Origin of the sequence: Lactobacillus sp. Sy-1 (genome assembly GCF_019303535.1) — a bacterium.
In the GTDB taxonomy this organism is placed as follows: Bacteria; Bacillota; Bacilli; order Lactobacillales; family Lactobacillaceae; genus Nicoliella.
In genome coordinates this window covers 260943-287450 of the sequence record NZ_JACCIU010000002.1, presented here as the reverse complement: position 1 = coordinate 287450, position 26508 = coordinate 260943, and the positions used below count along the sequence as shown (strand labels likewise).

The 26508-nt window shown below is 41.3% G+C and carries 25 protein-coding genes and 1 other annotated feature; of the genes, 17 read left to right on the top strand and 8 right to left on the bottom strand.

Going from position 1 to position 26508, the window contains the following annotated elements; genetic code table 11:
- Positions 1-3: 3 nt before the first annotated feature.
- Genes aroA through HZL42_RS08120 form a run of 5 tightly spaced genes read right to left on the bottom strand, consistent with a single transcriptional unit; the run spans position 4 to position 5546 of the window.
- Positions 4-1275 (bottom strand): 3-phosphoshikimate 1-carboxyvinyltransferase, encoded by a 1272-nt coding sequence (aroA, locus tag HZL42_RS08140; protein ID WP_219283164.1) that lies wholly within the window; start codon positions 1273-1275, stop codon positions 4-6.
- 13 nt (positions 1276-1288) lie between these two features.
- Complete coding sequence (gene aroC, locus HZL42_RS08135) at positions 1289-2455, bottom strand: chorismate synthase (RefSeq protein WP_219283163.1); 1167 nt, start codon at positions 2453-2455, stop codon at positions 1289-1291.
- A 14-nt stretch (positions 2456-2469) separates the two neighbouring features.
- Positions 2470-3903, bottom strand: coding sequence for an MFS transporter (locus HZL42_RS08130; protein WP_219283162.1), 1434 nt, complete (start codon positions 3901-3903; stop codon positions 2470-2472).
- A 13-nt stretch (positions 3904-3916) separates the two neighbouring features.
- Entirely contained in the window at positions 3917-4666 is a 750-nt protein-coding gene (aroD, locus tag HZL42_RS08125) for a type I 3-dehydroquinate dehydratase (RefSeq protein ID WP_219283161.1), read from the bottom strand.
- Entirely contained in the window at positions 4653-5546 is an 894-nt protein-coding gene (locus HZL42_RS08120) for a shikimate dehydrogenase (protein ID WP_219283160.1), read from the bottom strand. Before HZL42_RS08120 ends, aroD begins: the two co-directional genes overlap by 14 nt.
- 622 nt (positions 5547-6168) lie before the next feature.
- On the opposite strand from HZL42_RS08120, the gene HZL42_RS08115 reads away from it, so the two are divergent.
- The 9 genes from HZL42_RS08115 (at position 6169) to trpA (ending at position 14006) form a co-directional block, all read left to right on the top strand.
- Positions 6169-6522: a transporter gene (locus HZL42_RS08115; protein ID WP_219283159.1), complete on the top strand. Its 354-nt coding sequence runs from the start codon at positions 6169-6171 to the stop codon at positions 6520-6522.
- The gene (locus HZL42_RS08110; RefSeq protein WP_219283158.1) at positions 6512-7012 is read left to right on the top strand and encodes an Ltp family lipoprotein; all 501 of its coding nucleotides are present in this window, start codon (positions 6512-6514) and stop codon (positions 7010-7012) included. Before HZL42_RS08115 ends, HZL42_RS08110 begins: the two co-directional genes overlap by 11 nt.
- A gap of 554 nt (positions 7013-7566) precedes the next feature.
- Complete coding sequence (locus HZL42_RS08105) at positions 7567-9042, top strand: anthranilate synthase component I family protein (protein ID WP_219283157.1); 1476 nt, start codon at positions 7567-7569, stop codon at positions 9040-9042.
- Complete coding sequence (locus HZL42_RS08100) at positions 9026-9628, top strand: aminodeoxychorismate/anthranilate synthase component II (protein WP_219283156.1); 603 nt, start codon at positions 9026-9028, stop codon at positions 9626-9628. Before HZL42_RS08105 ends, HZL42_RS08100 begins: the two co-directional genes overlap by 17 nt.
- A gap of 19 nt (positions 9629-9647) precedes the next feature.
- Positions 9648-10649: an anthranilate phosphoribosyltransferase gene (trpD, locus tag HZL42_RS08095; protein ID WP_219283155.1), complete on the top strand. Its 1002-nt coding sequence runs from the start codon at positions 9648-9650 to the stop codon at positions 10647-10649.
- Positions 10650-10661: 12 nt separating this feature from the next.
- Positions 10662-11453, top strand: coding sequence for an indole-3-glycerol phosphate synthase TrpC (trpC, locus tag HZL42_RS08090; protein ID WP_219283154.1), 792 nt, complete (start codon positions 10662-10664; stop codon positions 11451-11453).
- The gene (locus HZL42_RS08085) at positions 11446-12030 is read left to right on the top strand and encodes a phosphoribosylanthranilate isomerase (RefSeq protein ID WP_219283153.1); all 585 of its coding nucleotides are present in this window, start codon (positions 11446-11448) and stop codon (positions 12028-12030) included. The genes trpC and HZL42_RS08085 overlap by 8 nt, the downstream gene beginning before the upstream one ends.
- 13 nt (positions 12031-12043) lie before the next feature.
- Positions 12044-13234: a tryptophan synthase subunit beta gene (gene trpB, locus HZL42_RS08080; RefSeq protein ID WP_219283152.1), complete on the top strand. Its 1191-nt coding sequence runs from the start codon at positions 12044-12046 to the stop codon at positions 13232-13234.
- The gene (gene trpA / locus HZL42_RS08075) at positions 13227-14006 is read left to right on the top strand and encodes a tryptophan synthase subunit alpha (protein WP_219283151.1); all 780 of its coding nucleotides are present in this window, start codon (positions 13227-13229) and stop codon (positions 14004-14006) included. The genes trpB and trpA overlap by 8 nt, the downstream gene beginning before the upstream one ends.
- Positions 14007-14056: 50 nt before the next feature.
- Here trpA and HZL42_RS08070 read toward each other — a convergent pair whose 3' ends face one another.
- A complete protein-coding gene (locus HZL42_RS08070) occupies positions 14057-15202 on the bottom strand; it encodes a family 20 glycosylhydrolase (protein ID WP_219283150.1) in 1146 nt (381 codons plus the stop codon).
- Between the two features lie 327 nt (positions 15203-15529).
- On the opposite strand from HZL42_RS08070, the gene HZL42_RS08065 reads away from it, so the two are divergent.
- From HZL42_RS08065 to HZL42_RS08045, 5 genes are all read left to right on the top strand, one after another.
- Positions 15530-16945 (top strand): amino acid permease, encoded by a 1416-nt coding sequence (locus HZL42_RS08065; protein WP_219283149.1) that lies wholly within the window; start codon positions 15530-15532, stop codon positions 16943-16945.
- A 514-nt stretch (positions 16946-17459) separates the two neighbouring features.
- Positions 17460-18293 (top strand): 2-keto-4-pentenoate hydratase, encoded by an 834-nt coding sequence (locus HZL42_RS08060; protein WP_219283148.1) that lies wholly within the window; start codon positions 17460-17462, stop codon positions 18291-18293.
- A 116-nt stretch (positions 18294-18409) separates the two neighbouring features.
- Positions 18410-18643: a hypothetical protein gene (locus tag HZL42_RS08055; RefSeq protein ID WP_219283146.1), complete on the top strand. Its 234-nt coding sequence runs from the start codon at positions 18410-18412 to the stop codon at positions 18641-18643.
- Between the two features lie 156 nt (positions 18644-18799).
- Positions 18800-19046 (top strand) — a binding site (T-box leader).
- Between the two features lie 56 nt (positions 19047-19102).
- Entirely contained in the window at positions 19103-20269 is a 1167-nt protein-coding gene (locus tag HZL42_RS08050; protein WP_219283144.1) for an aminotransferase class I/II-fold pyridoxal phosphate-dependent enzyme, read from the top strand.
- A gap of 18 nt (positions 20270-20287) precedes the next feature.
- The gene (locus tag HZL42_RS08045; RefSeq protein ID WP_219283143.1) at positions 20288-21244 is read left to right on the top strand and encodes a ketopantoate reductase family protein; all 957 of its coding nucleotides are present in this window, start codon (positions 20288-20290) and stop codon (positions 21242-21244) included.
- 40 nt (positions 21245-21284) lie between these two features.
- On the opposite strand, the gene thiD is transcribed toward HZL42_RS08045, so the two are convergent.
- A complete protein-coding gene (thiD, locus tag HZL42_RS08040) occupies positions 21285-22100 on the bottom strand; it encodes a bifunctional hydroxymethylpyrimidine kinase/phosphomethylpyrimidine kinase (protein WP_219283141.1) in 816 nt (271 codons plus the stop codon).
- Positions 22101-22249: 149 nt separating this feature from the next.
- Between thiD and HZL42_RS08035 the strand changes: the two genes are divergently transcribed.
- Positions 22250-23335: an Ldh family oxidoreductase gene (locus tag HZL42_RS08035; RefSeq protein ID WP_219283140.1), complete on the top strand. Its 1086-nt coding sequence runs from the start codon at positions 22250-22252 to the stop codon at positions 23333-23335.
- Between the two features lie 44 nt (positions 23336-23379).
- On the opposite strand, the gene HZL42_RS08030 is transcribed toward HZL42_RS08035, so the two are convergent.
- Positions 23380-24471, bottom strand: a complete 1092-nt coding sequence (locus tag HZL42_RS08030; RefSeq protein WP_370629308.1) for a PTS transporter subunit IIC — start codon at positions 24469-24471, stop codon at positions 23380-23382.
- Between the two features lie 219 nt (positions 24472-24690).
- On the opposite strand from HZL42_RS08030, the gene HZL42_RS08025 reads away from it, so the two are divergent.
- On the top strand, positions 24691-25647 hold the full coding sequence (locus tag HZL42_RS08025; protein WP_219283139.1) for an NAD(P)-dependent oxidoreductase: 957 nt from the start codon (positions 24691-24693) through the stop codon (positions 25645-25647).
- Positions 25648-25731: 84 nt separating this feature from the next.
- On the top strand, positions 25732-26496 hold the full coding sequence (locus HZL42_RS08020) for a sulfite exporter TauE/SafE family protein (protein ID WP_219283138.1): 765 nt from the start codon (positions 25732-25734) through the stop codon (positions 26494-26496).
- The last annotated feature ends 12 nt before the right edge of the window (positions 26497-26508 follow it).

Here is a 26508-nt window from a genome sequence, read left to right as displayed (position 1 = left end):
TTATCAGCTCCTTAGTTTAGCTAAGTCATCATTAAAGGTCGGGTAGGAAATCTTGATTGAATCAAAATCCTTAATCGTAACTGGTTGGTCAACCAATAATGAAGCAATTTTAAGGGTCATTGCAATTCGATGGTCCTTATGGCTATTTAGCTTAGCATCATTTAGATGCCAAGGCTTACTCCCATCAATTATAAATCCATCGGGAAGTTCTTCAATTGCAATTCCCAACTTCTTAAATTCAGTTACGATTACGCTAATTCGGTCGGATTCCTTAAAGCGGAGTTCTTCTGCTCCGGTAATCTTGCTAACGCCGTTGGCTCGCGCTGCCAGAAGGGCTAAAAGGGGCACTTCGTCAACCAATCCGGGAATTTCATGTCCAGTTACCGTAAATGGTTTTAGTTCGGTAGCCTTAACCGCTAAATCGGCACTGGCTTCCACCCCCGTTGTCCGGTTCGTCTCCGTAATTGACGCTCCAGCACGCTTGAGCACGTTCAGGATTCCCGTTCTGGTGGGGTTAATTCCAACGTTTTGAATTGTTACTTCTGAACCGGGGACAATTGCAGCCGCAACCAAGAAAAAGGCGGCTGATGAAATATCGCCAGGCACGTGCACTGCCTGTCCAGCTAATTCGTGGTGGGGGTGAATGACGATTTGGTGGTCATGCTTTTCAATACTATCGGGACTAAACCGCTCCAGCATATTTTCCGTATGATCACGTGATTTCACCGGTTCAATGATGGTTGTATCACCGTCTGCTTGTAAGGCCGCCAAGATAATGGCGCTTTTTACCTGCGCACTAGCAACCGGCATCTCATATTGAATCCCGTGCAACTGAGTACCATGAATTGTCATTGGAAGGTGGTTTTCAACCGCATCAATTTCACTGCCCATTTCAGAAAGGGGGGTGATGATTCGCTTCATTGGGCGCTTCGAAAGGGACGCATCCCCCATAACCCGACTCACAAACGGTTGTCCAGCTAAAACCCCGCTGATCAATCTGGTCGATGTTCCAGAGTTTCCCATATCCAAATCAACCTTAGGGGCTTGAAGGCCCTTAATTCCAACCCCATGCACCGTAATTTCGGCTGGCGTATCATCAATTTGAACCCCCAGATTCCGAAAAACCCCCATTGTTGAAATACAGTCAGCAGAACGCAAGAAGTTAGTAATCTTAGTGGTCCCGTTACTAAGGGCACCTAAAATAATACTACGGTGGGAAATACTTTTGTCGCCAGGAACGCTAATTGTTCCTGATAAACGGCTGTTTGTTTGCATTGTGGGAACCTCCTTAGAAGTTTTTAATTTCGGCACGGTAGTCGGCAAGTTGTTTCTTCAAGCGGGCCATGTTACTACCATCAAACGTATCCGTAACTGCTTTGGCTAGTTCAATGGAAACCACGCTTTCAATTACGATCGAAGCGGGCACGATTGCCGTAGTGTCAGAACGTTCTACGTTCGCCTTTTTAACTTCCTTACTGTTAATGTCGGCACTTTGCAGTGGTCTGTAAAGGGTTGGAATTGGCTTCATCGCAGCCTTAACGATTACAGGCATTCCGTTAGTCATTCCACCTTCAAACCCACCAAGATGATCTGAATTTCTAGAAAATCCATGGTCCGCATCCCAGTCGATTTCGTCCATTACTTGGCTTCCATGATGTTCGGCATCCTTAAAGCCATCACCAATTTCGACTCCCTTCATGGCGTTAACACCCATAACGGCAGCAGCTAATTTAGCGTCTAACTTAGTATCCCAACTAATGTAACTACCCAATCCAGCTGGAACGTTTTGGGCAACCACTCTAATCACGCCCCCAAGGGTATCCCCGTTCCGCTTCGTTTCGTCAATCAATTCATGGATGGGTTGCACTGCACTTTCATCCATTACCCGTAAATCATTGCTGGTGATTGCTTTTTTAATGGTAGCAACATCAGTTGGTTGCTCCTTATCAGCATTGATTCCACCAATGGCTTCAACGTAGCCAATGATTTGAATGCCGAGTTGATTCAACAATTGCTTACAAACGCTCCCAATCGCAACCCGCATTGCAGTTTCCCGAGCGGATGAGCGTTCAAGGACGTTTCTTAAGTCCCGGTGGTTATACTTCATCCCCCCGACTAAATCAGCATGGCCAGGGCGAGGGCGAGTGACTTGACGCAACGTGTTTTGGGGCGTTTCTTCCGACGTTGGGTTCATAATTTCAGACCAGTGGGCATGGTCACGGTTCTTAACGGTCAAGGCAATGGGGGAGCCTAAGGTAATTCCGTGCCGAACCCCACCAGTGATAATTACTTGGTCATGTTCAATCTTTTGACGATTGCCCCGGCCATAGCCACCTTGCCGAGCGGCTAGGTCAGCGTTGATCTGATCAACATCTAATTTTAAGCCGGCTGGAATTCCTTCAATAATGCCGCTTAATTCTGGTCCGTGCGATTCTCCTGCTGTTAAGTAGTACATAGTTTAATCATCCTTTACGATTTATTTTGATTGAGTTTAGTTTGGTATTGTTTTGAATTATTCATGATGTTTTGAATAATGTTTTGGTTGTAGTGCACTAAATCCTTGTTTCGGGTTAGTTGCTTAATCTTTTCCAACACGGCTGACTCCCGATCAGCATCTTCAGTTGGTAGTTGGTGTTCTTCCTTGAACGCTTGAACTTCCTTAACCGCTGAGAAACGTTGTTCTAAGAGTGCTACTAATTGAGCATCAATGGCGTTGATTTCAGAACGAGCGGCCTCTAGTTGATTCTCCTTTGATGGCTTCACCAAGAACGTGATGATTGCTGCTAATAAACCAATGAACGCAATTACGATGTCACCCATTAGGATGTTTTGTTCGCCGAAACGAATCAAGAATCCGGTGATAATCGGAATTGAGAACGAGGCAATACTTCCGAACATAAAGAAGATTCCAGTGTAGATTCCCTTATGCTTAGGGAAGATGCTAAGTAGTTGACTTAACGCTAATTGCATTAGTCCTCCAGCAGCACTAAGGCCAAACGTAAAGGAAGCAACTGCTGAAAGTAATGGCGTTTGACTGAAGCTAACCACTGCGATTGAAACTAATGAAACCAAGTTCAAAATCAAGAAAAGGGGTCTTTGAACATTGAACCGTTTTAAAATCACGAAGGAAGTTAATACTCCGGTAATGGAACCAATACTGTACAGTGATAATAAGAGGTGGGCGGTAACGTCGTTGAACCCAATTTTGTTGGCAAAAATGGTAATCCATTGGGTGAACCAAATCATAACTGCCATGGAAGTAAAGCCGTAGATGAAAAGGGCGAAGGTAAGTAATCCCTTGCCGACCTTAGAAATCCGCATGGCTCGATCAACCACTTGATCAACAGCCTGACTTCGCTTGGGGAGTTTACAACTTGCAACATTAGCTACGTTTAATAGTAACACAACTGCTGGGATCCAGAAGGAAATTCCGAACCAAAGGTCGCGCCCCTTTAAGAAGAGAACGATGATTGGCAGAATAAATTCACCGACTGAGATGAACGCCTTCAATAGGATACTGTTGGAACTGCTGTTCCCTTCCAATTCGGAAAAGAGGGGGTAAGTTGCGGAATCCAAAGCTGAATTAGCAATTCCGGCAATGATTGACATTAAGTATGCAATCGCTAATGAATGGTTTAAGGGGGAAACTACAAAGAAGATTAGGTACGTGGTCATTCCAATCATTAGGGTGGTCTTCCGACCGAAGCGATCGGAGACGAACCCCATGATTAAGTATGCAATCAAACGGCCGATTCCAATTCCGGAAAGGGCGAATGATGCAACTGCTAAGCTGCTCCCCCAATTATGAGCGAGGGGCAATAGGTTTTGGGTTAGGATGATCAATGCAAACCCGTGCACTAAGTAGTTTAGGAATAACCCCGTTTTTAGTCGAATTCGATTCATTTTGCGTTCCTCCTTATTGTGGTGCAACGATGTTGATAATCGCTGCTAGTTGCGGACTTGTAATTTGGCCCGGTGCTGATTGAGCTTCATTAGTAATGCTGCCAAAGGTAATTACTGAACCGGTCAGCGGACCGCTAATGCGAGTGACAATGCCAAGTTTCCCCATTGCCATGCTGATGATTGGAACTTTAAGGGTTTGGTTAGCCTGATTGGAAACTTGCATAAACCTCAATACGTCGTCGTTAATATTTGGCATTACCGCCATTTTTGCAACGTCACAACCGAGCGTTTCCATCTTTTGCCATGTTGCTAGCAGGGTTTGATCAGCTGGCGTCTGGGTGAAGTTATGAAAACTACCAATTACTAATTGGTGGTGTTGGTGTGCAATGGTAATGACGTCAGCGACCCCGGGGCGACTAATTTCAACGTCTAAGAGTGAAAAGCCAACGTTGATAACCTGCTTCAAAGCGGCTAGGTAGTCGTCATGGTGGTCGTCAAACTTACCGCCCTCAGATTGTGTTCGAATCGTAGCAATTATTGGAACGGCTGGAAAGCGAGCTTGAATTTGTTGCTTTCCGTTTTGCAGGGCAGCTGCGGTAAAGTCGGTTAAATAGTCAATCCGAAACTCAATCAAATCAACGCTTTCAGCCTTGATCAACTGCAGCTGCTGACTAATCTCAGCCTCATCCGTTCCGGTGATTGGAACCGCAACGCTAGGGTGCTGATCGCTCAGGGTGGTTGAACCTACGTTAATCTTTTTCATTCGCATGCCCATCCTTTTTAGCAATTGCTTCTTCAACAACGTCAATTGGCATGTCTTCACCAGTCCAGAGCTTAAATGCGGCTGCTCCCTGTTCGATCATCATCCCTAGCCCGTTGTAAACGTGCTTAAGGCCTGCTGACTTAGCAATCTTCATTAACTTTGTTTCGCGAGGGGAGTAAACAGTGTCGAATACGACGAGGTCCTTGTGGAACCAATTCGGGTCGTTCACTAAGCTCACATCTTCCAGGGGCTTCATCCCCACTCCAGTTGCATCACAGTAGATATCTGCTTCGGCAATTGCGGATTTGAATGCAGCTTGGTTTTCGAGTGCTTCAACACTAGCTTTACAGTCGGTCCGTTCGTTGATGATCTTAGCTACCCGTTTCGCATTATCGAGGTTCGTGTCAGCTCGATTAAAAATCTTTACTTCACTTAAACCCTCCATTGCTGATTGGATCGCAATTGGGGTTCCGGCACCACCGGCACCTGCTAAGACCATTTTCTTACCGGCAACGGGATGGCCCTTCTTCTTAAGATCAGTTGTGAAGCCAACGCCGTCAGTGGTGTAGCCAGTCAAGACGCCGTTATCGTTCACGACCGTGTTAACGGCTTGGTTCATTTCTGCTGAAACGTCTAATTTGTCTAGGTACTTGATAATTCGTTGTTTGTTAGGCATTGAAACGTTCGTGCCCCGCATGTCCAGCGTCCGGAGTGCGTTGACCCCAGCTTCCAAGCGGTCAGAATCAATATCGAACGCCAGGTAGGCGTAGTTTAAATTCAACTTTTCAAAAGCAGCGTTGTGCATAGTAGGGGACATAGAGTGGCGAATTGGGTATGCCATTAAACCAATTAAAATTGTGTGACCATCAATATTACTCATAATTAATAACTTCCTTTCAAAATAAAAAGCCAGCTGGATGAATTAATTCACCTAGCTGGCTTAATACCTACTTTGACTTCGTCTAAAGCAATCGTATTATTATGAACCACTAGCTAGATGAACTCTCACATCTAACTAGCTAAAATCAAAATCAATGACTTTACTACTTAGATGCGAACGCATGTGTACGTCCGCATCATATGTACGAACGCACTACTTAAAGTAATAGAAGCCATAATAATAACTATTATTATTAATCATTTGATTCTTCATAAATAACAATTCCCTTCTCGTTTGAATGTCTTAATTAAACCATAATCTAAATTAAAAATCAATGGTGTTTTTAATCTTTTTTTAATTTAAGTCTTAATTTCAAATTTAACATTCAATCTATTTAATAGAAAAGCACTATTTCACTAATGGTATACAACATATAAAAATAAAAAATTAAATTAAAAGCAAGCAAATCAAGTTAAATATAGATTTAAACATCTTACACGACTAAAAATAATTATATTAAATCAGTCTAATATAATACTTATAATATAAAAATAAGTTCCAATTATATTAAACTTATAGTAAAATTAATAATGCTTTATAAATAATTTAGGAGGTTATCTTTTTGAAATTAAAGATAAATGTTTGGACAGGGATATTTGATATTATCGATGCAGTTCTATTACTTACTTCTTGGTTCGTCATTTTTGCTGCTGCTTTTAGCAGTAGTAATGGTGCAGATGCAAGTGGGGCTTTCTTCTATATTGTTCAATGGATCGGTGTTATCATACACGTAATTGCGCTGTATAAGAGTCGTCAAAATGGTATTTCAATTGTGGGGCCGGTACTTGGATTAATCGGTTGTGCATTATCAGGATTTACACTATCGCTTGCGTTTCCAAGTATAGTATTACTGATAGTTGCAACTGTATTTTTATTCTTACAAAAACCAGCAAACGGTAGTAGCAATGGAAAATAAAAAGAATCAAAAACCTTGGTATAAGGTTTGGTGGATTTGGTTAATTATTGTAATTGCAGTTTTCTTTATTTTTGGATTTTTAAGTGGAACTGGTAGTGATAATAAAAATTCATCTAGCTCATCCAATACAAGTTCAAAAAATAATAATTCAAGCGGTACAAACAACAACGCAACTAATAATCAGAGAAACGCTTTAGAAAGTGCTAAAGAATACGTAGATATTCAGAATATGTCTGAAAAGGGAGTATATGATCAATTAACTTCTAGTTACGGAGATAAATTTAGCAAAGAAGATGCTGATTATGCAATTAAACATCTTAATAGCGATTATCATATTAACTGGAATGAAGTTGCTTTGAAAAGTGCCAAAAGTTACCAAAGAGATCAACATATGTCAACAGCCGCTATTATGGACCAATTAACTTCAAGTTCTGGAGAACAATTTACACAAGAACAAGCGAAATATGCTGTTAACCATTTACCAAAATAAAGAACATAAAATAAATAAACGGAGGGCAAATCACTGATTTGCCCTCCGTTTATTTATTTTAGCATCTGTAATATAAGACCATTTTTAATTTTATTTTTTTGGATATTTTGAACAAATTAGAAATAAAATTAATTTTATCATTGACTTTTAAGATAATTGAGAATAGTATAATAACCAATTAAATAATTCGTCTATTACAAAAACCAACGATGTGGAGATCAAGATTGTTGTGCACGTAAAGAGAGTCGCCGATGATGGGAATGCGACCGAACGCAGGCAGTTAAATGGACCACGGAGGGTTCTTCCGAAAAACGCAAGTTGAGTACGGAGAAACGTCAGGCATACGTCAGTTGCCGGGGATATGAACACGTATCTCGCTAAGGAGGGATTGATTTAATTATTATTTAGGACCATTATTTGGTGTCCTAGGTAATAATTAGACCAGTCTAATTAAGGTGGCACCGCGGATAAAAAGAATCCGTCCTTAACAAAGCATTAGTTGCGTTGTTATGGGCGGATTTTTTTAATGCAATTTTTTAACGAGGTGAACCAATTTGAATATTAAATCTGAATTAAAGCAATTGAGCCATGATTACAACTACCTTCCCGTTAGTGCCTCAGTTCAACTAAATCAATTTGATCCATTCCAAATCATCAATCACGATGAACCAGATGCTAACCACAGTATGATGTTTGAATATCAAGATTCTCGCTATACAGCAGTAGTGATCAAGCCCCTTCAAGTTATCACCGCTCGTAACGGAAACGTTCAAACCACCGACCAAAGTGGTCAAACAACTGAACAAACCACTTCCCCAATCACGTTTTTAAATCAACTAATTCATAAGTATCAAGTTCCTAAATTATCATTACCTCCGTTCAGTACCGGATTAATCGGCTACTTCGGTTATGACTTTGCTAAATACGATCAGAACAATCGGCTAACAGACACTCCAGATGACTTAGATTTAGCCGACTTGGAACTGATGATCCCAGACATTACGTTGACATACGATCGGCAGAACCATCAATTAACCGCAAGCCAGTTGATTGCCAGTGAGCATCTAAATACCGAATATGAGGCTACTATCCAACGATTAGAAGATAGACTTAACGAGGTTATCACCATCCTCAGTCAGCAGAAGCCAAAACTTCCTGGATTGAAAATTAACGGTAAATTCAAAAATCAATTCAACCTAGCCCAATTTGATGAACGGGTTGCCCAAACTAAACACCACATTGAATTAGGTGACATTTTTCAATTAATCCTTTCGAACCCATATCAAGCAAGCGCACAGGGTTCATTAATCAACGTTGGTAAAACGTTGTTCGAAGATGTTAAATCACCATATCATTTCTACTTCGCTAATAACGATTTCCAATCCGTCGGGGCATCCCCCGAAACCCTAATCAGTAAAAGCAATGCGCATTTATTCAGTTACCCACTAGCTGGAACCAGACGCCGGGGGCATGATCAAGTTGAAGATGAAAAATTCGCAGCAGAGTTAACCCACAGTCCCAAGGAACTAGCGGAACACAACATGCTAGTTGACCTCGGCAGAAACGACTTAGGGCGGGTCAGTGAATTCGGTAGCGTTCACGTTACCAAGCTTCGTGAACTCCTTCGTTTTAGCAACGTAATGCATCTCGGATCCAAAATCAAAAGTGTTGCCAACAAAGAATTCACACCCGTTGACATCGTTAGCGCAGTTCTGCCAGCGGGTACCCTCTCAGGAGCACCCAAGGAATCAGCAATGAAAATCATTGCTAAACTAGAACAACGCAAGCGCGGCATCTACGGCGGCGGAATCGGCTACATTGATTTCAACGGTGATCTAGATCTTTGCATCGGAATTCGACTGGGGTATAAGAAGGGCGACCACCTAGTGATCCACTCAGGAGCCGGAATCGTTGCAGATAGTGATGCTAACCAAGAATTTCATGAATTCGGCAATAAAAGCCGCTTAATGTTAGATGCAATCAAAGCAGAACAAGCACAGGAGGAAAACCAATATGATCTTACTAATTGATAACTACGACAGCTTTACCTATAACCTATTCCAAGAAATCGGCAACTTGACCGACCAAAAAATCAAAGTCGTGAAAAATGATCAGGTCAGTGAATCAGATCTGGATCAACCAGGATTAACCGGAATCGTGCTTTCCCCCGGACCAGGGCGGCCCGAAGATGCTGGGAATATGAACCAAGTATTAAAGGCTGCCATTGGTCGCTTCCCAGTCTTAGGGGTGTGCTTAGGGCACCAAGCCATTGGTGAAGTGTACGGCGCCCACGTTGTTAAGGCTCCGCACATAATGCATGGGAAGACCGATACCATGTTAAAGACTAACGATAGCGAACTATTTAATAACTGCCCAGCGCAATTTACGATTGGTCGTTACCACTCATTAGTAATTAATCCCAACACCGTTCCAGATAATTTAAAGGTTACCGGAATGGCTGACGATGGCACCGTTCAAGCGGTGGCCGACGATGTAAACCATGTTTACGGAGTTGAATACCATCCCGAATCCATCATGACGGATCAAACGGTCGCCCACCAAATTTTCAATAACTTCCTTGCAATGACAAACGCAAACAGCAAACAACTAATTTAACCAAAACGGAGTGATAAAAATGATCGATGCTGCAATTGAAAAAGTTACCAATAACGAAGATTTAACTTATGATGAAATGGTTCAAGTAATGGACGAAATTATGGATGGTGAAGCTAGTTCGATTAAGATTGCTTCCTTATTAACTGGATTATCAGTTAAAAAAGAAACGGTTGAAGAAATTGCCGGGGCTGCGCATTCAATGAGAGCCCATGCCGCTGAATTTGAAGAGGAACACGATGCAATCGACATCGTAGGAACTGGTGGTGACCATTCCAATTCATTTAACATTTCGACGACCACTAGTATCGTGTTAGCTAGCCTAGGAATTCCAGTGGTTAAACATGGTAACCGGGCCGCTTCATCCAAGAGTGGGGCTGCCGACATGCTCCAAGCAATTGGTTTCAACATCAATTTAGATGCTGACACTAGTCAAAAGATGCTTGCAGATGATAACTTTACCTTCCTATTTGCCCAAAAATACCATCAGGCAATGAAGTACGTTGCCCCAGTTAGAAAGGAATTAGGGATTCGGACCCTCTTTAATATTTTAGGGCCATTAGCAAACCCCGCCCATGCCCAATCACAACTCTTAGGGGTATATGATGAATCATTACTCCTTCCATTAGCCCACGTGTTGCAAAAACTTGGGGTGGTTAAGGCAAAGGTAATCTATGGAACCGATGGTTTAGATGAAGCTTCAATCTCAGCACCTACTAAGGTAGTCAGCTTACAAGCTGGGAAACTGAGTGACGTTGAAACCATTACCCCGGAACAATTCGGGTTAAAACGCGCCAGCAAATCAGAAATCGTCGGTGGCACTCCAGAAGAAAACGCTGCAATTACTAACCGCATTTTAGACGGCGAAAAGGGCGCCAGACGAGACATCGTTCTTTTGAACTCCGGTTTAGCAATCAACACCATCCGGCCAAACGTTTCAATCGCAGAAGGAATTAAACTAGCCGCTGATGCAATTGACAGCGGAAAGGCTTTACTACTATTAGGGAAGCTCTTGGCATACTAGGAGGCAATTAAAATGATTTTAGATGACTTAGTAAGTGCAACTCAAAAACGAATTAACAAGGAAATGGCAGCAACCCCACTAGCAGCGGTTAAAGCAGCAGCTGCCGATCAACCAAAGACAAACGCACAGGACATTTACGACCGGTTCTTAAACGATGGGGTTCACGTAATTGGTGAAGTTAAGAAGGCTTCGCCATCCAAGGGCATCATTGTTGAAGATTTTCCATACCTTTCAATTGCTGAACAGTATTCAGCAGCTGGGGTTACCGCCATTTCAGTGCTGACGGAACCGGATTATTTCAAGGGGAGTATCAAGTATCTAGATACAATTACCGACCACGTTGACACACCCGTATTAAGAAAAGATTTCACGATTAATCCATACATGATTTACCAAGCTAAGGCTGCCGGGGCCCGCATCATTTTATTGATCGTCGCCATTTTAACCCCAGCCCAACTAAAGGAATACTTAGCCCTAGCCCATCAATTAGGCTTAGCGGCAATCGTTGAAGCCCATGACGAAAAGGAAATTCAAATCGCATTGGATGCGGGCGCTAAGATGGTTGGGGTCAACAACCGGAATTTGAAAAACTTTACCGTTTCATTTGAAAACAGCATCAAGCTCCGTCCCCTAGTGCCAAAGTCAGTGGCATTCATCGCTGAAAGTGGGGTTAAGACCATTGATGACGTGAAACAGCTAGCTGAGATCGGGGTTAACGGGGTCTTGATTGGCGAAACGTTAATGAAGTCCGATCACAAAGCAGCATTTATTGAGGAAGCTCAGGGAGTTGAAGTTCGTGACTAAGATTAAAATCTGTGGGGTGACTCAGTTATCAGAAGTTGAGATGATGAACCAGTTGCAACCAGATTTAGTTGGTTTCGTATTTGCTAAGGGCCGCCACCAAGTGGATGCCCAAAAGGCAAAAGAGCTCAGAAACCAATTAGATCCTAACATCAAGGCGGTCGGGGTCTTCGTTGACACCCCCATTCAAACGATTAAACAGCTTTACCAAGCTCAAATAATTCAAGTAGCCCAACTTCACGGCGGACAGTCAGAATCAGCCGTAACGGAATTAATGGATTCTGGCATTCCAGTGATCAAGGTTTTCAAACCAGCGAAGCAACCGGTTACCGCAACCGCTGCTGACTACGTAATGGTTGATAGCGGCAATGGTTCTGGAAAGCCACTGGATTGGCAAAGCCTCCAATTCAATTTCAAACAACCATTAATGGTAGCTGGCGGGTTAACCCCCACCAACGCAATTGAAGCAATTAATAACTTACATCCCGACTACCTAGACGTTAGTAGCGGGGTCGAAACAAACGGAACCAAAGATGCACAGTTGGTTGAATCCATTATCACCACCGCGCATAAAAATTAAGGAGTGAACATAAATGTCAAAATCAAACGGTCGATTTGCTGAATACGGGGGCCAATACGTCCCAGAAACACTAATGAACGAATTAAATCGAATGGCTAAGGTCTACGAAGAAGCTAAGAACGATCCTGAATTCCAAGAGGAATTGCACTCATTATTAAATAAATACGCTAACCGGCCATCATTGCTCTACCATGCTCAGCGGATGTCCGATGACTTAGGGGGAGCCCAAATCTACTTTAAGCGTGAAGATTTGAACCATACCGGAGCTCACAAGATCAATAACGTTATCGGCCAAGCCCTATTAGCCAAGCGGATGGGTAAGAAACGGTTGATTGCGGAAACCGGAGCTGGTCAACATGGGGTGGCCACCGCTACCATCGCAGCATTATTCGGGATGGAATGTGAAATTTACATGGGGAAAGAAGATACCGATCGGCAAAAGCTAAACGTTTATCGGATGGAATTACTAGGTGCCAAGGTACACCCCGTTACCTCTGGATCAATGGTTTTAAAGGACGCCATTAACGCAGCGCTTCAAGAATTTGCTAAGCGCAGTGATGATACTTTCTACGTTATGGGTTCTGCAACTGGTCCCCATCCATACCCAACCATCGTTAGAGACTTCCAAAGCGTTATTAGTAAAGAATCCCGCGAACAAATCCTAGAAGATACGGGGAAGCTTCCTGATGCTGTAATCGCCTGTGTCGGTGGTGGGAGCAACGCCATCGGTAGTTTTGCCAACTACATTAACGATAAGGACGTTAAATTAATTGGGGTGGAAGCAGCTGGAAAGGGTGTTGATACCGACTTAACGGCTGCCACCATTGAAAAGGGGCGCTTAGGGGTCTTTCATGGGATGAAGTCATTATTTCTCCAAAACGACACCGGTCAAATTAAGCCCGTCTACTCGATTTCAGCCGGTCTCGATTATCCTGGGGTTGGGCCAGAACATGCTGAATTAGCAGCTAAGCACCGGGCTAGCTACGTTGGGATTACCGATGATGAAGCTGTCGATGCATTCGAATACATCGCAAAAGAAGAGGGCATTATTGCCGCCATCGAAAGTTGTCATGCGGTTGCCTACGTGCAAAAACTGGCTCCTAAGATGGCCAAAGATCAAATTATTGTATGTACCCTATCAGGACGTGGCGACAAGGACGTTGCCTCAATCGCAAAATACAGAGGAGTGGATTTAAATGAGTAAATTATCAGATGCCTTTACCGGGCGGCATAAACTAGTGGGGTTCGTAACCGCTAATGATCCAGACATGGCAACAACGGTGAATAACGTGGTCGCACTAGCAGAAGGTGGCGCTGATGTCGTTGAAATTGGGGTCCCATTTTCAGATCCAATTGCTGACGGGCCAGTCATTCAACGGGCCGATTTACGGGCTTTACGTGACTTTGACCTTCCAATGAAGGCCATTTTTGACGCCGTAGCGGAAATTAGAACTAAAACGGCCGTTCCATTGGTCTTTTTAACCTATTTAAACATCGTTTTACAGTATGGTTATGATGAATTCTGCCGTGATTGTAAAAAGTATGGAGTAGATGGATTAATCATCCCAGACCTACCCTACGAAGAAAAGGGCGAGTTGACCCCTTATACTACTAAGTATGAAATTGATCTCGTGCCATTGATTACATTAAACTCAGGGGACCGGATTAAACCAATTGCAAAGGACGCCAGCGGGTTCGTCTACCTAGTCTCATCACTGGGGGTAACCGGCGAACGGGATCATTTCTCGGATCAACTTTCTTCCATTGTAAAGCAAATTAAGGCCGATACAACGGTTCCGGTTGCGATTGGGTTTGGGGTCCATGAACCAGAGCAAGCCCGTCAATTGGCTGAATTTGCGGACGGGGTCATCATCGGAAGCGCCTTCGTTAAGATCGTTGAAAAATACAAAACCGATGCACCAAAATACTTAAAGCAGTTTGCAAATGAAGTTAAATCAGCAATGCTAACCGATTAGCAAAAAAGTAGTTAGTTCAAAATTAATGAGCTAACTACTTTTTATTTTGGTTATTTAACTGTTAATTTACCCTTATGAACCCAATCTAAGTAGGAATTAACCCACGGCATTAATTTCTTAACGGTCTCCTTAGGGGTCATTTCAGGCTTATCATCGTACCAAATACTAGAAGCGGATCCAATAATGTTTTTAGATGCCTTTACCTTAGTATAGAATGATTTTTCATTGAAAATATTTTCACCAAAGTACGTATTTAAATCCTTAAGGTAGTATTTATAGTTTTTAGCAGTAACAAAACTCTTTTCTGGAAGTAAGTATAGGAAATACGAATTAATGTTAACGAGCTTGTAGCCGTTACTAAGTAATTCTGAAGCTGATGCATTATTTGCTAAATTATCCTTCGTGTATGACTTAACGTCCTGATCACCAGTTTGACTCCAGTACTCAATTACAATATCCAAATTAAGATCCTTAAACGTTAATTTTTGAGCGCTGTCGTTATACATCCACATTTGATGACCGTCGAGGCTTTCGTCAAGTTCATTATCGAATTTAAGTAATGACTGCTTATGTTTGGCGCTAGCCACCGATAATTCATCCCCACCAGTTCCAATTGGGCTGCCCGCTGGAATTAATGGTAAGTATTCTTGAAAAATTGCCTTTACCAACTTCTTGGTAGCGGATTTCCCGTAGCTAAGCTGTTCGTACGCCGTATCGTATACTTCCTTATCTAACGTCGGATTCGTAACCTTTAAAACGTTATGGAGACCAACGGTATGGGAAGGAACATCAATCTCAGGAATAACCGTGATTTTCTTCTTTAATCCGTATTGAATCAATTCACTTAGTTGAGCTTTACTCATGAACAACTTTTTAGTATCGGAATTATAATACAAGCCATCCTTCATCTTAGGATACTTTTGAACCGTTTGACCAATGGTCTCATTTTCAATCGCAAAATCAGTATCATCAGTTAAATGTAACTTAAGATAGTTTCCCTTATGCTTAGCAACATTATCGATCATAATTTTAATTTGCTTCACATCTGTTGGATTTCTTGCATCATCATAATCGAGGCCGTGCCACGTTCGATTAGCGTAACTAGCCGCATTCGCATTTGTAAAACCAAAGCCTAATAAGCCAATTAACGCTATGGCACCAACCAATATTATGGACTTGAGTCTGCATTTATTCATATTAATCATCTCTCTTTAAACAACATTATATCACTATTTTAGACGTAGCTTATTGTAATATATGTAACATTTGTAATAACTAAAACAACCAATGCCTTAGATTGAATAATTTTAGGTCATAACATGATACATTATATTACAAGAGTTGTAATCAACGCCCATAAAAATGAACTAATCGTGCTAATATATATGCACTCATAACGACAATATGTGATTTTTTATAACATATAACCTTGACATATGAATAAAATGATAATATGATTAGTAAAATTAAAAAAGTTTAATTGTATTTTAATTTGGATGAATATTAATTGGGGTGAATAAGTTATGGATATTTTTAGAAAGAAAGATTTATCTGCTTTAACAGCAAATACTTCCCCGTTAAAGCGTAGTCTTAAAACAATGGACTTAACTTTGCTAGGAATTGGTGAAATTATTGGAACCGGGATTTTTGTCTTAACCGGGAAAGCCTCTCTGACGGCCGGACCGTCAATCATCGTTTCTTTTATCATTGCAGCGATTTGTTGTGGATTTGCCGGACTTTGTTATGGTGAATTTGCTTCATTTGCACCGATCTCTGGGTCAGCATATACCTATTCATACCTTGCTTTTGGTGAAGTCATCGCATTTATCATTGGTTGGGACTTAATTTTGGAATATGCACTAGGGGCTTCAGCGGTTGCAGTTGGTTGGTCTGGATATTTAACCAGCTTACTACATAGTTTTGGAATTAACATTCCACCTTCGTTAGCAAGTGCCGCTGGAACTACTCCGGGAGTAACGTCATATTTTAATTTACCTGCATTCCTGTTAATTATCGTACTAACGTTCATTATCTCCCGTGGAATCAACCAAACTAAACGAATCAATGACATTATGGTTTTCGTAAAAATTGGGGTCATCCTTTTATTCATTGTTTCCACCTTTTGGGCCATCAAGAGTTATAACTGGAAGCCTTTTGCTCCTTATGGTTGGTACTCATTCAACCATGGTGTTGCTTCCGGTATTATTCCAGGGGCATCAATTGTGTTCTTCTCATTTATTGGGTTTGATGCCGTTTCATCAAGTGCTGAGGAAACAGTTAACCCTAGTAAGACCCTTCCAAGAGGGATTATGTTCTCACTAATTATCTCGACCGTTCTTTACATTGTTATGACGTTAATCATGACTGGAGTAGTTAAGTACACGGCTTTTGCTAACTATCTAAATGATCCAGTTATTGCCGTTTTAAGATCAACTGGTCAAACCTGGTTATCCGTAATCGTAAGTGTTGGGGCAATTCTTGGAATGACGACTGTTACCCTCGTCTCACTATATGGGCAAACTAGAATTAGTTACTCAATGGGACGGGATGGACTATTCCCTAAGTTTTTTGGGGACGTGGATAAGAAACGGCAAGTCCCAGTTAAGGGAACTTGGTTCTTTGGAATTGTTACCGCATTGGTCGCTGGCTTAGTTAACTTAAACGTGCTTTCCGAAATGGTTAATATCGGAACCCTGGCCGCATTTATTCTAGTATCTGCTGGAATTATTTGGATGAGAAAGAAGCACCCAGAAATTCATAGAGGATTTAAGGTTCCTGGCGTGCCATACGTGCCACTAATTTCAATCGCATTCTGTATCCTACTAATTTTAGGATTAAACTGGGAAACTTGGGTTCGGTTCGTTGTTTGGTTTGCAATCGGAATGGCTGTTTATGCCGTATATGGCAAGCATCATTCAAATTTGGAAACCCATAATTAAAAATATATTAAAATAAAATGTCAAAAAGTGTTGACTTTATAATTTTAGAGTATATACTTGTAACCAATCAGATAAATAAATAGCGATTATAAGAAAAAACGAATTAATCAATTTTGCAGAGAGCACTGGGGTGGTGAGACAGTGTATTGAGATTATGAGTAGTTATCATTCTTTAGTTAGTAGACTGAATCTTAAGTAAGTCCTACCGGAAGCATCCGTTATCATGCCAGCGTATCGTTGATTCATTTGACCGTACGTCGAGGTCAGGAGAGTTTCATTTCCTGATAAATTAAGGTGGTAACGCGCGTGAGCGCCCTTAGGATCCCAAATTATTGGGAGGCTAGGGGCGCTTTTTGTTTACCTGAAATAATAATTAAGAAAGAAGTGGTTCGTATGAAATCAGACATTAGTAACAACTCAGATGATGGACAGATTCAGATTAACAATTACATTAGGATGATAGTACGAATCATTTCAAATGATTCGTTCTGACAATATAGAGGAGCGATTTATTATGACAAACACTAACACACACACTAACCAAGAAAACTTAACTGTAGTAGAATTAAACGATACTGAAGAAAGATTAGCTCAAGCCCTTTACAACGCATATGCTAACCGTGAAGCGCTTAAAATGGATGACTGGACTAACCTATTAAACGATGAAGATGCATCATATCGAGTTCAACGCCGATTAATGGAGCTTAAGTCACAACCACTTGGTGGATATAAAGTTAGTCTTACCAGTAAGCAGACTCAAGACATGTTTGACTCCACTGAGCCACTGTATGGAGCCCAAGTTCAAGAACACTTTGTTAAATCACCTGCAACCTTATCATTGAGTAGCGACTTAATGGATCCACTTGCTGAAGTGGAATTAGTCTTTAAAGCCAAGGATGACTTATCAGTTAACGATTCCCTTGAAGATTTAGCTCGTAAGACTACCGTTGCTTCAGGTGTTGAAGTACCTGATTCAAGATTTTCCGACTGGTTCCCATCACTATCCAAATACTTAGTTATGGCAGATGCCGCTGTTGGTGGATACGTAGTTTACGGTGAAGAAAGAGACACCAGTGAATTCACGATGAAGGATTTAGAAAACGTTCATACTAAGCTTTACCACAATGGCAAAGAAGAAGTGGATGGGGTCTCCTCTGAAGTATTAGGAAACCCATTAAACTCACTTCAATGGCTCGTAAAGAAATTACATGAACAAGGTCAATCATTTAAGGCTGGCCAACGCGTATCATCAGGAACCTTCTTATTACCACCACGTTTAACTGAAGGTGACTGGACTGCTAAGTTCGATAACGGATTTAGCGACGTTACCGTTAACGTTAAAGAATAATTGATTCAGCCCTCACAGTAATCGACTAATTAAAATAACCCTAATCTAAAAAATGGATTAGGGTTATTTTAGTATGATATAATATGAACTATTAGTCTATTTGGAGGTGACTTAGAGTGAACAAAAGAATCTCAATTATATTTATTTCGATCCAGGGACTCGTCGTGTTGACCCTAATTACACTACTAATGCTAATGCATTTCAGTCGACAGAATCAATTTAATTTAATCCCGTATGATACGATGTGGACAGGGATTAAAATCATCACCTATGGATTCCCATTTATTATTATTGGTTATGCTACTGTGGTTAGTCTCAATAACAAACGATCAGAAAATAAGCAGGATTAGAAACCAGCCACTCTAAAAATTTAGGGTGGCTGGTTTATTGATAGCGCGGCTTTTTAGCCCATCATCCACGTTCAAATTAAAAAAATCTCATAATTATACTTGAAATTAAATCAAAAAGAATTATAATATGATTAGAAAATAATAATAAATGATTACATAAACAATACGAGCAGGAGAGTAACTCAGTTAAGCTACCCAGAAAATCCATGGTTGCTGAGAATGGATTAGCGCAGACTAGGCGAAGATGACCTGTGATTGGTATTATCGATATTTAGATAATAATGGTCCGGCACTTCATTATTAGTGCACACGTTTACAGTTTTATTTGGTAGACGTTAGCGAGATGGATTCGTATTATTATGAATCTAAATTAGAATGGTACCGCGGAGCCTCCGTTTCTATTAAGTTAGAGACGGGGGCTTTTTGTTTAAGTAGTTAAAATAAAGTGAGGCGCTTAACATGAGTTTAGCAGACAAAATTAACAACAACGTTAAAAAAATGAAATCAAATGAAATTGTTGAATTTAACCTAAAAATTGCTGATATTCCGGGATTAATTTCATTAACCTACGGGGAACCGGACTTTGCCACCCCTAGACACATTAAGGATGCGGCAATCAAGGCAATTGAAGACGATGAGAGTCACTATACCGATCCACGGGGAATTAAGCCACTACGGGTAAATGCAGTTAAGTTTTTGAAGGATAAATATGGACTCGACTACGATCCAGACACCCAAATTACCACCACCGTTGGATTAGCGGAGGGAATCCACGATGTTTTTACCACCATTTTAAACCCCGGGGACGAGGTTATCATCCCTACACCAACCTATCCGCTTTACGCAGCCAACGTTAAATTTAACCAGGCCACGCCCGTATTCATTGATACTTCTGATAATAACTTTATTTTGACTCCAGAACGCCTCGAGCAGGCATTCAAAGAACATCCCAATGCCAAGGCCATCATCATTAACTATCCCAACAATCCAGTTGGGAATACTTATACCAAGAAAGAACTGGTTGCGTTGGCCAACGTAATCAGGCAACACGAAATTTTCCTAATCAGTGATGAAATCTACAGTGAACTTACCTATGATGAACCGCACACCTCATTTGGTAAGTTACTACCCGACCAAACGATTGTGATGAACGGAGCTTCCAAAACGTTTGCAATGACCGGGTGGCGAATTGGCATTGTTTGTGGGCCTGCCGACATCATTAGTAAAATTAACGCCGTTCACACTTTGATCAATACTAATGCAACTGATAATGCCCAGTTTGCCGCGAGTGAAGCATTTAAAAACGGTGAGAATGATGGCCTAGAAATGAAAAAGACATATGTAAAGCGGCGCAAGTTATTACGGGATGGATTAGATAAGGCTGGTTTTACGAGCCCCGAACCAAGCGGGGGCTTTTACATCTTTGCTAAGATTCCAGCCCAGTTTGAGCAGGATAGTTACAAGTTTGGTTATCAACTTGCCAAGGAAGCTCTGGTCGGAATCATGCCGGGGGCAATCTTTGGTCCCGGCGGCGATGGCTATGTTCGATTTAGCTACGCCGCTAGCACTGAAGACCTAACAGAAGTGGTTAACCGAATTCAAAAATTTGTTGATGAACATAAATAAAGGGGAGCGTGTATAAATATGAAATATGCAATTTTAGGTGCTGGTGGAATGGGACTTCACTTCGGAATTTTACTTCAAGAAGTAGGTTATGACGTTGATTATATTGATACCTGGCAACCACAGGTGGAAACGATTCGGAAGCAACACGGGGTCTATGTGTCCAGACGGGGTGAAGGCCGCCATCTAGTTAAAATCGACAATATTTACTATCCAGAAGAGTATAATGGCAACCCTGACGTGGTGGTTCCATTTACCAAGCAAATTGGGTTAGCTGAAATGTTGGAACGTTGTCAACACTTCTTCAATGATAAACAGTATGCAGTGACCCTCATGAACGGAATGGGGCACATTGAGAAGATTGATAAGTACTTCCCTGAACAACACGTAATTGGGGGGACTGCATTAATCGGCAGCATCCTAACTAAGCCTGGTGAAGTTGATTTTGTTGCTGCCAAGGGAACTGGTTCATGTAACCTAGCTAACCAAACTGAACACATCGATGCCACGACTAAGGAAATTGCAAAGGAACTCACGGAAGCTGGCTTAAACGCCACTATTCATGAAAACTTCCTAGGTACATTACTGGCTAAGGTGATCTTTAACTCGGTCCTTAATAGCTTAGCCACCAGTTTCCAATGTTCATATGGTGAATTTATTGCCTCCCCATCCGCTAAACCACTGGGGATTGACTTGGTAAACGAAGCCTTTGACGTCTTCGAACGGGCTGGTATTAAGCTCCTCAGCACTAGAGAAGAAGAGTGGCAAACGATTTACCACGTTGCCCACGATGTGAACCCTGAACACTACCCATCCATGTATCAAGATTTGGTTACTGACCGACCAACTGAAGTGGAATACATTAATGGGTACATCTACCGGTTAGGGTTAAAGCATGGTTACATTGCCCATTCGCATAAATTTGCAATTGAACTCGTTCACATTGCTGAAAAATTGCATGAAGTGCGTGGCAAATAATTAGTAAATGAAAAGGATAAACCCACATTATTAATTGGATTTATCCTTTTTCTGAACCAGCCCAATTATTAATTGGGCCGTACTTATGGCCTACAATGATCTCATTTTGAATCGCTTGGTCAACATACTGCTTTGCAGCCCTCACGGATTGTTCGACTGACTGGCCCTTTGCTAATCCAGCGGTAATTGCGGCCGAGAGCGCATCGCCAGTTCCGTTTTTACGCTGGGTTTTGAAATACGGACCGGTCAACCAAAAATAATCGCCTGATGAAAGCATGACTAAGTCGTTAACCTGGGGTTGAGCTTCTCCATCACGGTCATGGCGTCCCTTAATCATCACGTTCGAACAACCCAACTTCATTAAATGCCTTGCTGCCTTAAGCATTCCAGATTGATCAGTGATTGTTATTCCGGTTAACTGCTCTGCTTCATAGTAATTAGGGGTAATAATGGTAGCAATTGGAATTAAGCGTTCCTTGAGGGCCTTGATTGCTGCTGAATCTAACAGAACTTCTCCGGTCTTAGCCAAAATCACTGGATCCACCACTAACGGACCTAAATCATGGTGCTCATAGTTATCAGCAACGAGGTCAATTAACTCCTTACTATCCAATAACCCGGTCTTGCAGGCCTTTATATCATAGTCAGCCGTTAGCGCCTTAAACTCGTTTTCAATAAACCGGTTCGGTAACCGGTGGCTGTCAATAATTCCATATGAATTAGCAGCAACGGTAGTGGTAATTACGGATAATCCGTAAACGTGCATGGCCATCATCGTTTTTAGGTCAATCGGCATCCCGCCACCACCATCACTATCAATGCCAGCAATGGTTAAAGCTTCTGGAAATTGTTGCATTTTAACACTTCCTCACTCGTTAATGAATTAATCAATATTATATCAAAAATGCAGTAGGGCGTTAATTTTATAACCTAAATGATTGGGATATGAATTAAATGAGTTTACAATTATAAAATAAGATTATTCTAATATTAGGAGGAATCAATATGAAAATTAAATCAACAGATGAATTACATTACCTACAGCAAGTGTTTATTAAAAAGGGCTTTTCTGAAGCCGATAGTAACCTACTCGCGGATACATTAGTGGATGCGGACCTTCGGGGGATTTCTTCCCATGGAATACAAAGACTAGCCTGGTACTTAAAAATGGTGGATGACGGAACGATTCAACCTCAAAATCAAGTTAAAATTCTAAAGGAAAGTGCGACTAGTCTATTAGTGGACGCTAACCAGAATATGGGACAGATTGCCTGTAACCTTTCAATGGATAAGTTAATTGAAAAAGCCAAGCAATCCGTAATTTCCATGGCCGTCATCAGAAATTCAAATCACTTTGGAACGGCTGGATACTGGGCACGGAAAGCCGTTACCCCGGGGTTAATTGGAATTGCGTTTACTAACACTAGGCCATTAGTAGTGCCTACCAATGCCCTTGAGGCCTTCTTAGGTTCGAATGCATTTGCATTCACGTTCCCAGCTAAACCCCATCCATTCGTGTTTGATGGGGCTACATCGGTGGTATCTGGTGGCAAAATTCAGGTGCTAGATAAGAAGCAACAGCCACTACCAGGAGAATGGGCGGTCGATAAAGATCGTAACGTCGTTGCAGATGCTAAGGAAGCTGAAGACATCTTAGCAACGGCTGCCTTAACCCCAAATCAAAAGGGGGGTGGGGTGTTAACGTTAGGTGGTTCCGCTGAACATAATTCTAACTACAAGGGCTTTGGTAATTCACTAGTGGTGGAAATTTTAACCGGAATTTTAGCCCAAGGTTCAATTTCAGCTGATACTAACGTTGGTAAGCACGACTTTAGTCAGTGTCTGCTTGCTATTGATCCATCCTTCTTCGGTAATCTTGATGCACTCCGTGATAAGGCAACCGATATGTTCAACCGGATTCGGAATCTTGACCATCTTCCAGAAACGGAAATCAAAATTCCTGGGGACCGTGAATACCGTAATTATGACCACAACCTTAAGCACGGGGTTTCCATCGACGATGTTACCGCATCCCAAATTCAAAAGATTGCTAACGATTTAGCAGTTCCTGCTCCCAGCGAAATTAAATAAGCGCAAAAAAAATTCCCAATTGGGAATTTTTTTTATTTTTAATTTTAAACAAGATCGATAGTCATATCGCCCTTCTTAATCTTCTTAGTAGCTCTCAAGAACTTACCGAATACGTAGGAGATAACTGCCGGAGCAACAACCCCAAGTCCAAGGTAAATTACGAAAGTTCCCATGTTTTGTGAAGCAAGGGTAATTGGGGCAATCAATGAGTTCAGACCTAGTCCAGCTAACTTGAATGAAGTGCTGAAGTGGAATACTAACGTTCCAACTGGAGCAACAACCGCTGCGGATAATAAACCAGGTAATGCAATGTAGAAGTTTTCAGTAATATTACCGAATTGAACCTTAGGAGTAATTACTCCTTGCGCAATATTAGCACCTGGCTTATTTTCACTAAATGACATTACAGTGTAACTAACGAATTGAGCGGTTGTTCCAAGAAGTGCAGCCCCAGATGAAAGGGGATCAAGCATAACCGCAATGGCTAGCGCAGCTGATGAGGCAGGGGTCATAAGGAACATTGCCCAAACAACTGAGATAACTACTGAACCAAGCAGTGGGTTGATGGACATGGTTTTAGCAATTACTCCTGATAGCCAAACCAGGGCCGGAGTAGTAACCGTTGCCATTCCTAATGCACAAACAGTTCCTACCAACGTAGCAGCGAAGGGAACTAAGAACATATCTAATGGCGTCTTACCAGTTAGATATTTCCCAACTAAGGTTGCAACTACCGCACCACCAAGGGCACTAACTGGTTGACCAATCATGAACACTGCTGAACCAGCTGGTTGAGCTAATGCATGACCAGTTGCAGTTAAAGCATTAACCGCCCCACTGGTGAAAAATACGTTGTTAGCACCAACGGTTGCGGCAACCATTGAGCTAAATAGGACCAACGTGTTAGTTTTTAATTGTGATGCTACCGCAGCACCAATTGCTGGAGCCATTAAGTATTGACAAATCAATCCAATTTGAGCAAGCGCTTGCCAATGGACAAAGTTTGCGATTGCACCAAGTAAAAGTCCAACCCCTAATGTAACTAAAATCGAATTAGACACCCCGTTAAATACTAAATAAACACTTTCCTTAAAACTGGACTTGGGCTCAACATCTGCCATGTTGGGCGCGCTCATGTTAGGTGAATTTTTCTCTGTAGAATTCATCATAATTGAATCAACTCCTTTACTAAATAATATATTATGTACCAATTAGAAAATTAAAATATGATTAATTTCTAGCTGATGTTTATAATTAAAGCATAACCTTTTTAATTCGTCAAGCTAAATTTTAGATTTGTTCATAAAAAAAGTGTATAATAATTCAGTTTAGTAATAATAAAAGGAGTGTTAATTTTGAATATTTTAGTTGGAGCACCAAATGAAAATTTTGATTTAGAAAAAATGAAGCAAAAAATGCTAAAACATCCAGGATTAATGAAGGAAAAACTGTTCTTTGCTGACCAAGGGTTAACTAGGGATGAGTTAGATTCAATCGATGTGATTATCGGTTACGATCAAAAGTTAGTGCCACAAATCATTTATAGTCCAACGAGTCGCCTAAAATGGATTCAAGCACTATCAGTAGGGGTAGACTACTTTCCACTTGCTGAAATAAAAAACCGCGGCATTCGATTAGCCACAGTTAAGGGCATTCATTCGGAACCAATTGCCGAAACGGTAATTGGGATGATCTTCGGCCAATACCGAAATTTAAATCGCATTAACACCATTGGCCGGTGGGAAAAACCAGCCCATCCGTTTAAGACCCTTGCTGGAAAGTCAGTAGTAATCTACGGAACCGGAGCAATTGGAATGCGGGTTGCCGAAATTCTTAAAACATTTAACGTTACTACAGTTGGGATTAACCACAGTGGCCACCAAGCCAAATTCTTCGACTCGACTTTTACAATGGATGATTTTAGTCCAGCTGTAACCAACGCAGACATCATTATCAACTCACTACCACTAATGCCAGCTACCGACCATTTTTTTGACCAGAAATACTTTAACCGCCTAACGAACCAGCCACTATTCATTAACGTTGGCCGGGGTGGAAGTGTTGTTACCGATGACTTGATTAATGCGTTAAACGCCAGGACTTTGAGTGCAGCATCATTAGACGTTGCAGATCCAGAACCATTTCCTGATAATAATCCACTTTGGCAGATGGATAATGTTTTCATTTCGCCCCATATTGCAAGTTTGTTTGATCAGTATGGCGAACAATCATTAGAGATTTTCTCTAAAAACCTTCGTGAGTATGAATACGATGGAGCATTATTAGTAAATGAAGTTAATTTAAACAAATAACATAAAAAGCGACCTATTTAACTAGAAAATGGGTCGCTTTTGGGTCTATAATAAAAGAATATTACATAAAAAGGTAGTGAAAAAATGCATTTTAGTATTAGTCAACTCCTACTGCTGTTCCCATTTGGTTTTTTAGCGGGAATTGTTAGTAGCACGGTCGGCATGGCTTCACTAGTGTCTTATCCAGCATTACTGTACGTTGCTGGACTCCCACCAGTTTATGCCAATGTCACCAATAGTTCTTCCGTTATTTTCAACGGAATTGGCTCTGGCTTATCTTCAATTCCAGAACTAAAGGGGCACGTAAAGCAATTAATTACCACTTCAATCTTTATCTTCTTTGGAAGTATCATGGGATCATTATTATTACTTCACTTTTCAAGCGCCTCATTCACCAAGCTAGTTCCATTCTTCATTTTATTTGCGGCCTTTACCATGATTTGGCCAAAGAAGAAGGGGGCTACCACCGAAAAACATCAAGTTGGTAAGTTTGGCCAGGTCCTGTATTCCGTAGCAATCTTCCTGACTGGAGTATATGTTGGTTACTTTGGGGCTGCTTCTGGAATCATTGTAAATGCAATTTTATCCAAAATTACCAATGAAAAATATGCAGTTTATAATGCGATTCGGAACGTTTCATCATTCTTCGGCAATTTTGTTGCCATGATGATCTATGCATTCCAATCCCACGTTTACTGGATTTTAGTATTACCACTAGGTTCCGGATTATTGATTGGTAGTTACATTGGTCCTAAAATTGTTCGAGTTGTTCCGGAAAGGGTTATTAAATGGATTGTTGCCATCCTAGCCTTTGGACTCGCAATTCAGCTATTCATTCAAGCGTACTAATGGTCTAAAAAA

Coding starts and splice junctions, on each gene's coding strand:
- HZL42_RS08100 (WP_219283156.1), top strand. CDS start 9,026: ATGATCTTACTAATTGATAACTACGACAGCTTTACCTATAACCTATTC.
- HZL42_RS08020 (WP_219283138.1), top strand. CDS start 25,732: ATGCATTTTAGTATTAGTCAACTCCTACTGCTGTTCCCATTTGGTTTT.
- HZL42_RS08120 (WP_219283160.1), bottom strand. CDS start 5,546: ATGAGTAATATTGATGGTCACACAATTTTAATTGGTTTAATGGCATAC.
- trpC (WP_219283154.1), top strand. CDS start 10,662: ATGATTTTAGATGACTTAGTAAGTGCAACTCAAAAACGAATTAACAAG.
- trpB (WP_219283152.1), top strand. CDS start 12,044: ATGTCAAAATCAAACGGTCGATTTGCTGAATACGGGGGCCAATACGTC.
- HZL42_RS08130 (WP_219283162.1), bottom strand. CDS start 3,903: ATGAATCGAATTCGACTAAAAACGGGGTTATTCCTAAACTACTTAGTG.
- HZL42_RS08110 (WP_219283158.1), top strand. CDS start 6,512: ATGGAAAATAAAAAGAATCAAAAACCTTGGTATAAGGTTTGGTGGATT.
- aroD (WP_219283161.1), bottom strand. CDS start 4,666: ATGAAAAAGATTAACGTAGGTTCAACCACCCTGAGCGATCAGCACCCT.
- aroA (WP_219283164.1), bottom strand. CDS start 1,275: ATGCAAACAAACAGCCGTTTATCAGGAACAATTAGCGTTCCTGGCGAC.
- trpA (WP_219283151.1), top strand. CDS start 13,227: ATGAGTAAATTATCAGATGCCTTTACCGGGCGGCATAAACTAGTGGGG.
- HZL42_RS08060 (WP_219283148.1), top strand. CDS start 17,460: ATGACAAACACTAACACACACACTAACCAAGAAAACTTAACTGTAGTA.
- HZL42_RS08065 (WP_219283149.1), top strand. CDS start 15,530: ATGGATATTTTTAGAAAGAAAGATTTATCTGCTTTAACAGCAAATACT.
- HZL42_RS08070 (WP_219283150.1), bottom strand. CDS start 15,202: ATGAATAAATGCAGACTCAAGTCCATAATATTGGTTGGTGCCATAGCG.
- thiD (WP_219283141.1), bottom strand. CDS start 22,100: ATGCAACAATTTCCAGAAGCTTTAACCATTGCTGGCATTGATAGTGAT.
- aroC (WP_219283163.1), bottom strand. CDS start 2,455: ATGTACTACTTAACAGCAGGAGAATCGCACGGACCAGAATTAAGCGGC.
- trpD (WP_219283155.1), top strand. CDS start 9,648: ATGATCGATGCTGCAATTGAAAAAGTTACCAATAACGAAGATTTAACT.
- HZL42_RS08035 (WP_219283140.1), top strand. CDS start 22,250: ATGAAAATTAAATCAACAGATGAATTACATTACCTACAGCAAGTGTTT.
- HZL42_RS08045 (WP_219283143.1), top strand. CDS start 20,288: ATGAAATATGCAATTTTAGGTGCTGGTGGAATGGGACTTCACTTCGGA.
- HZL42_RS08050 (WP_219283144.1), top strand. CDS start 19,103: ATGAGTTTAGCAGACAAAATTAACAACAACGTTAAAAAAATGAAATCA.
- HZL42_RS08030 (WP_370629308.1), bottom strand. CDS start 24,471: ATGAGCGCGCCCAACATGGCAGATGTTGAGCCCAAGTCCAGTTTTAAG.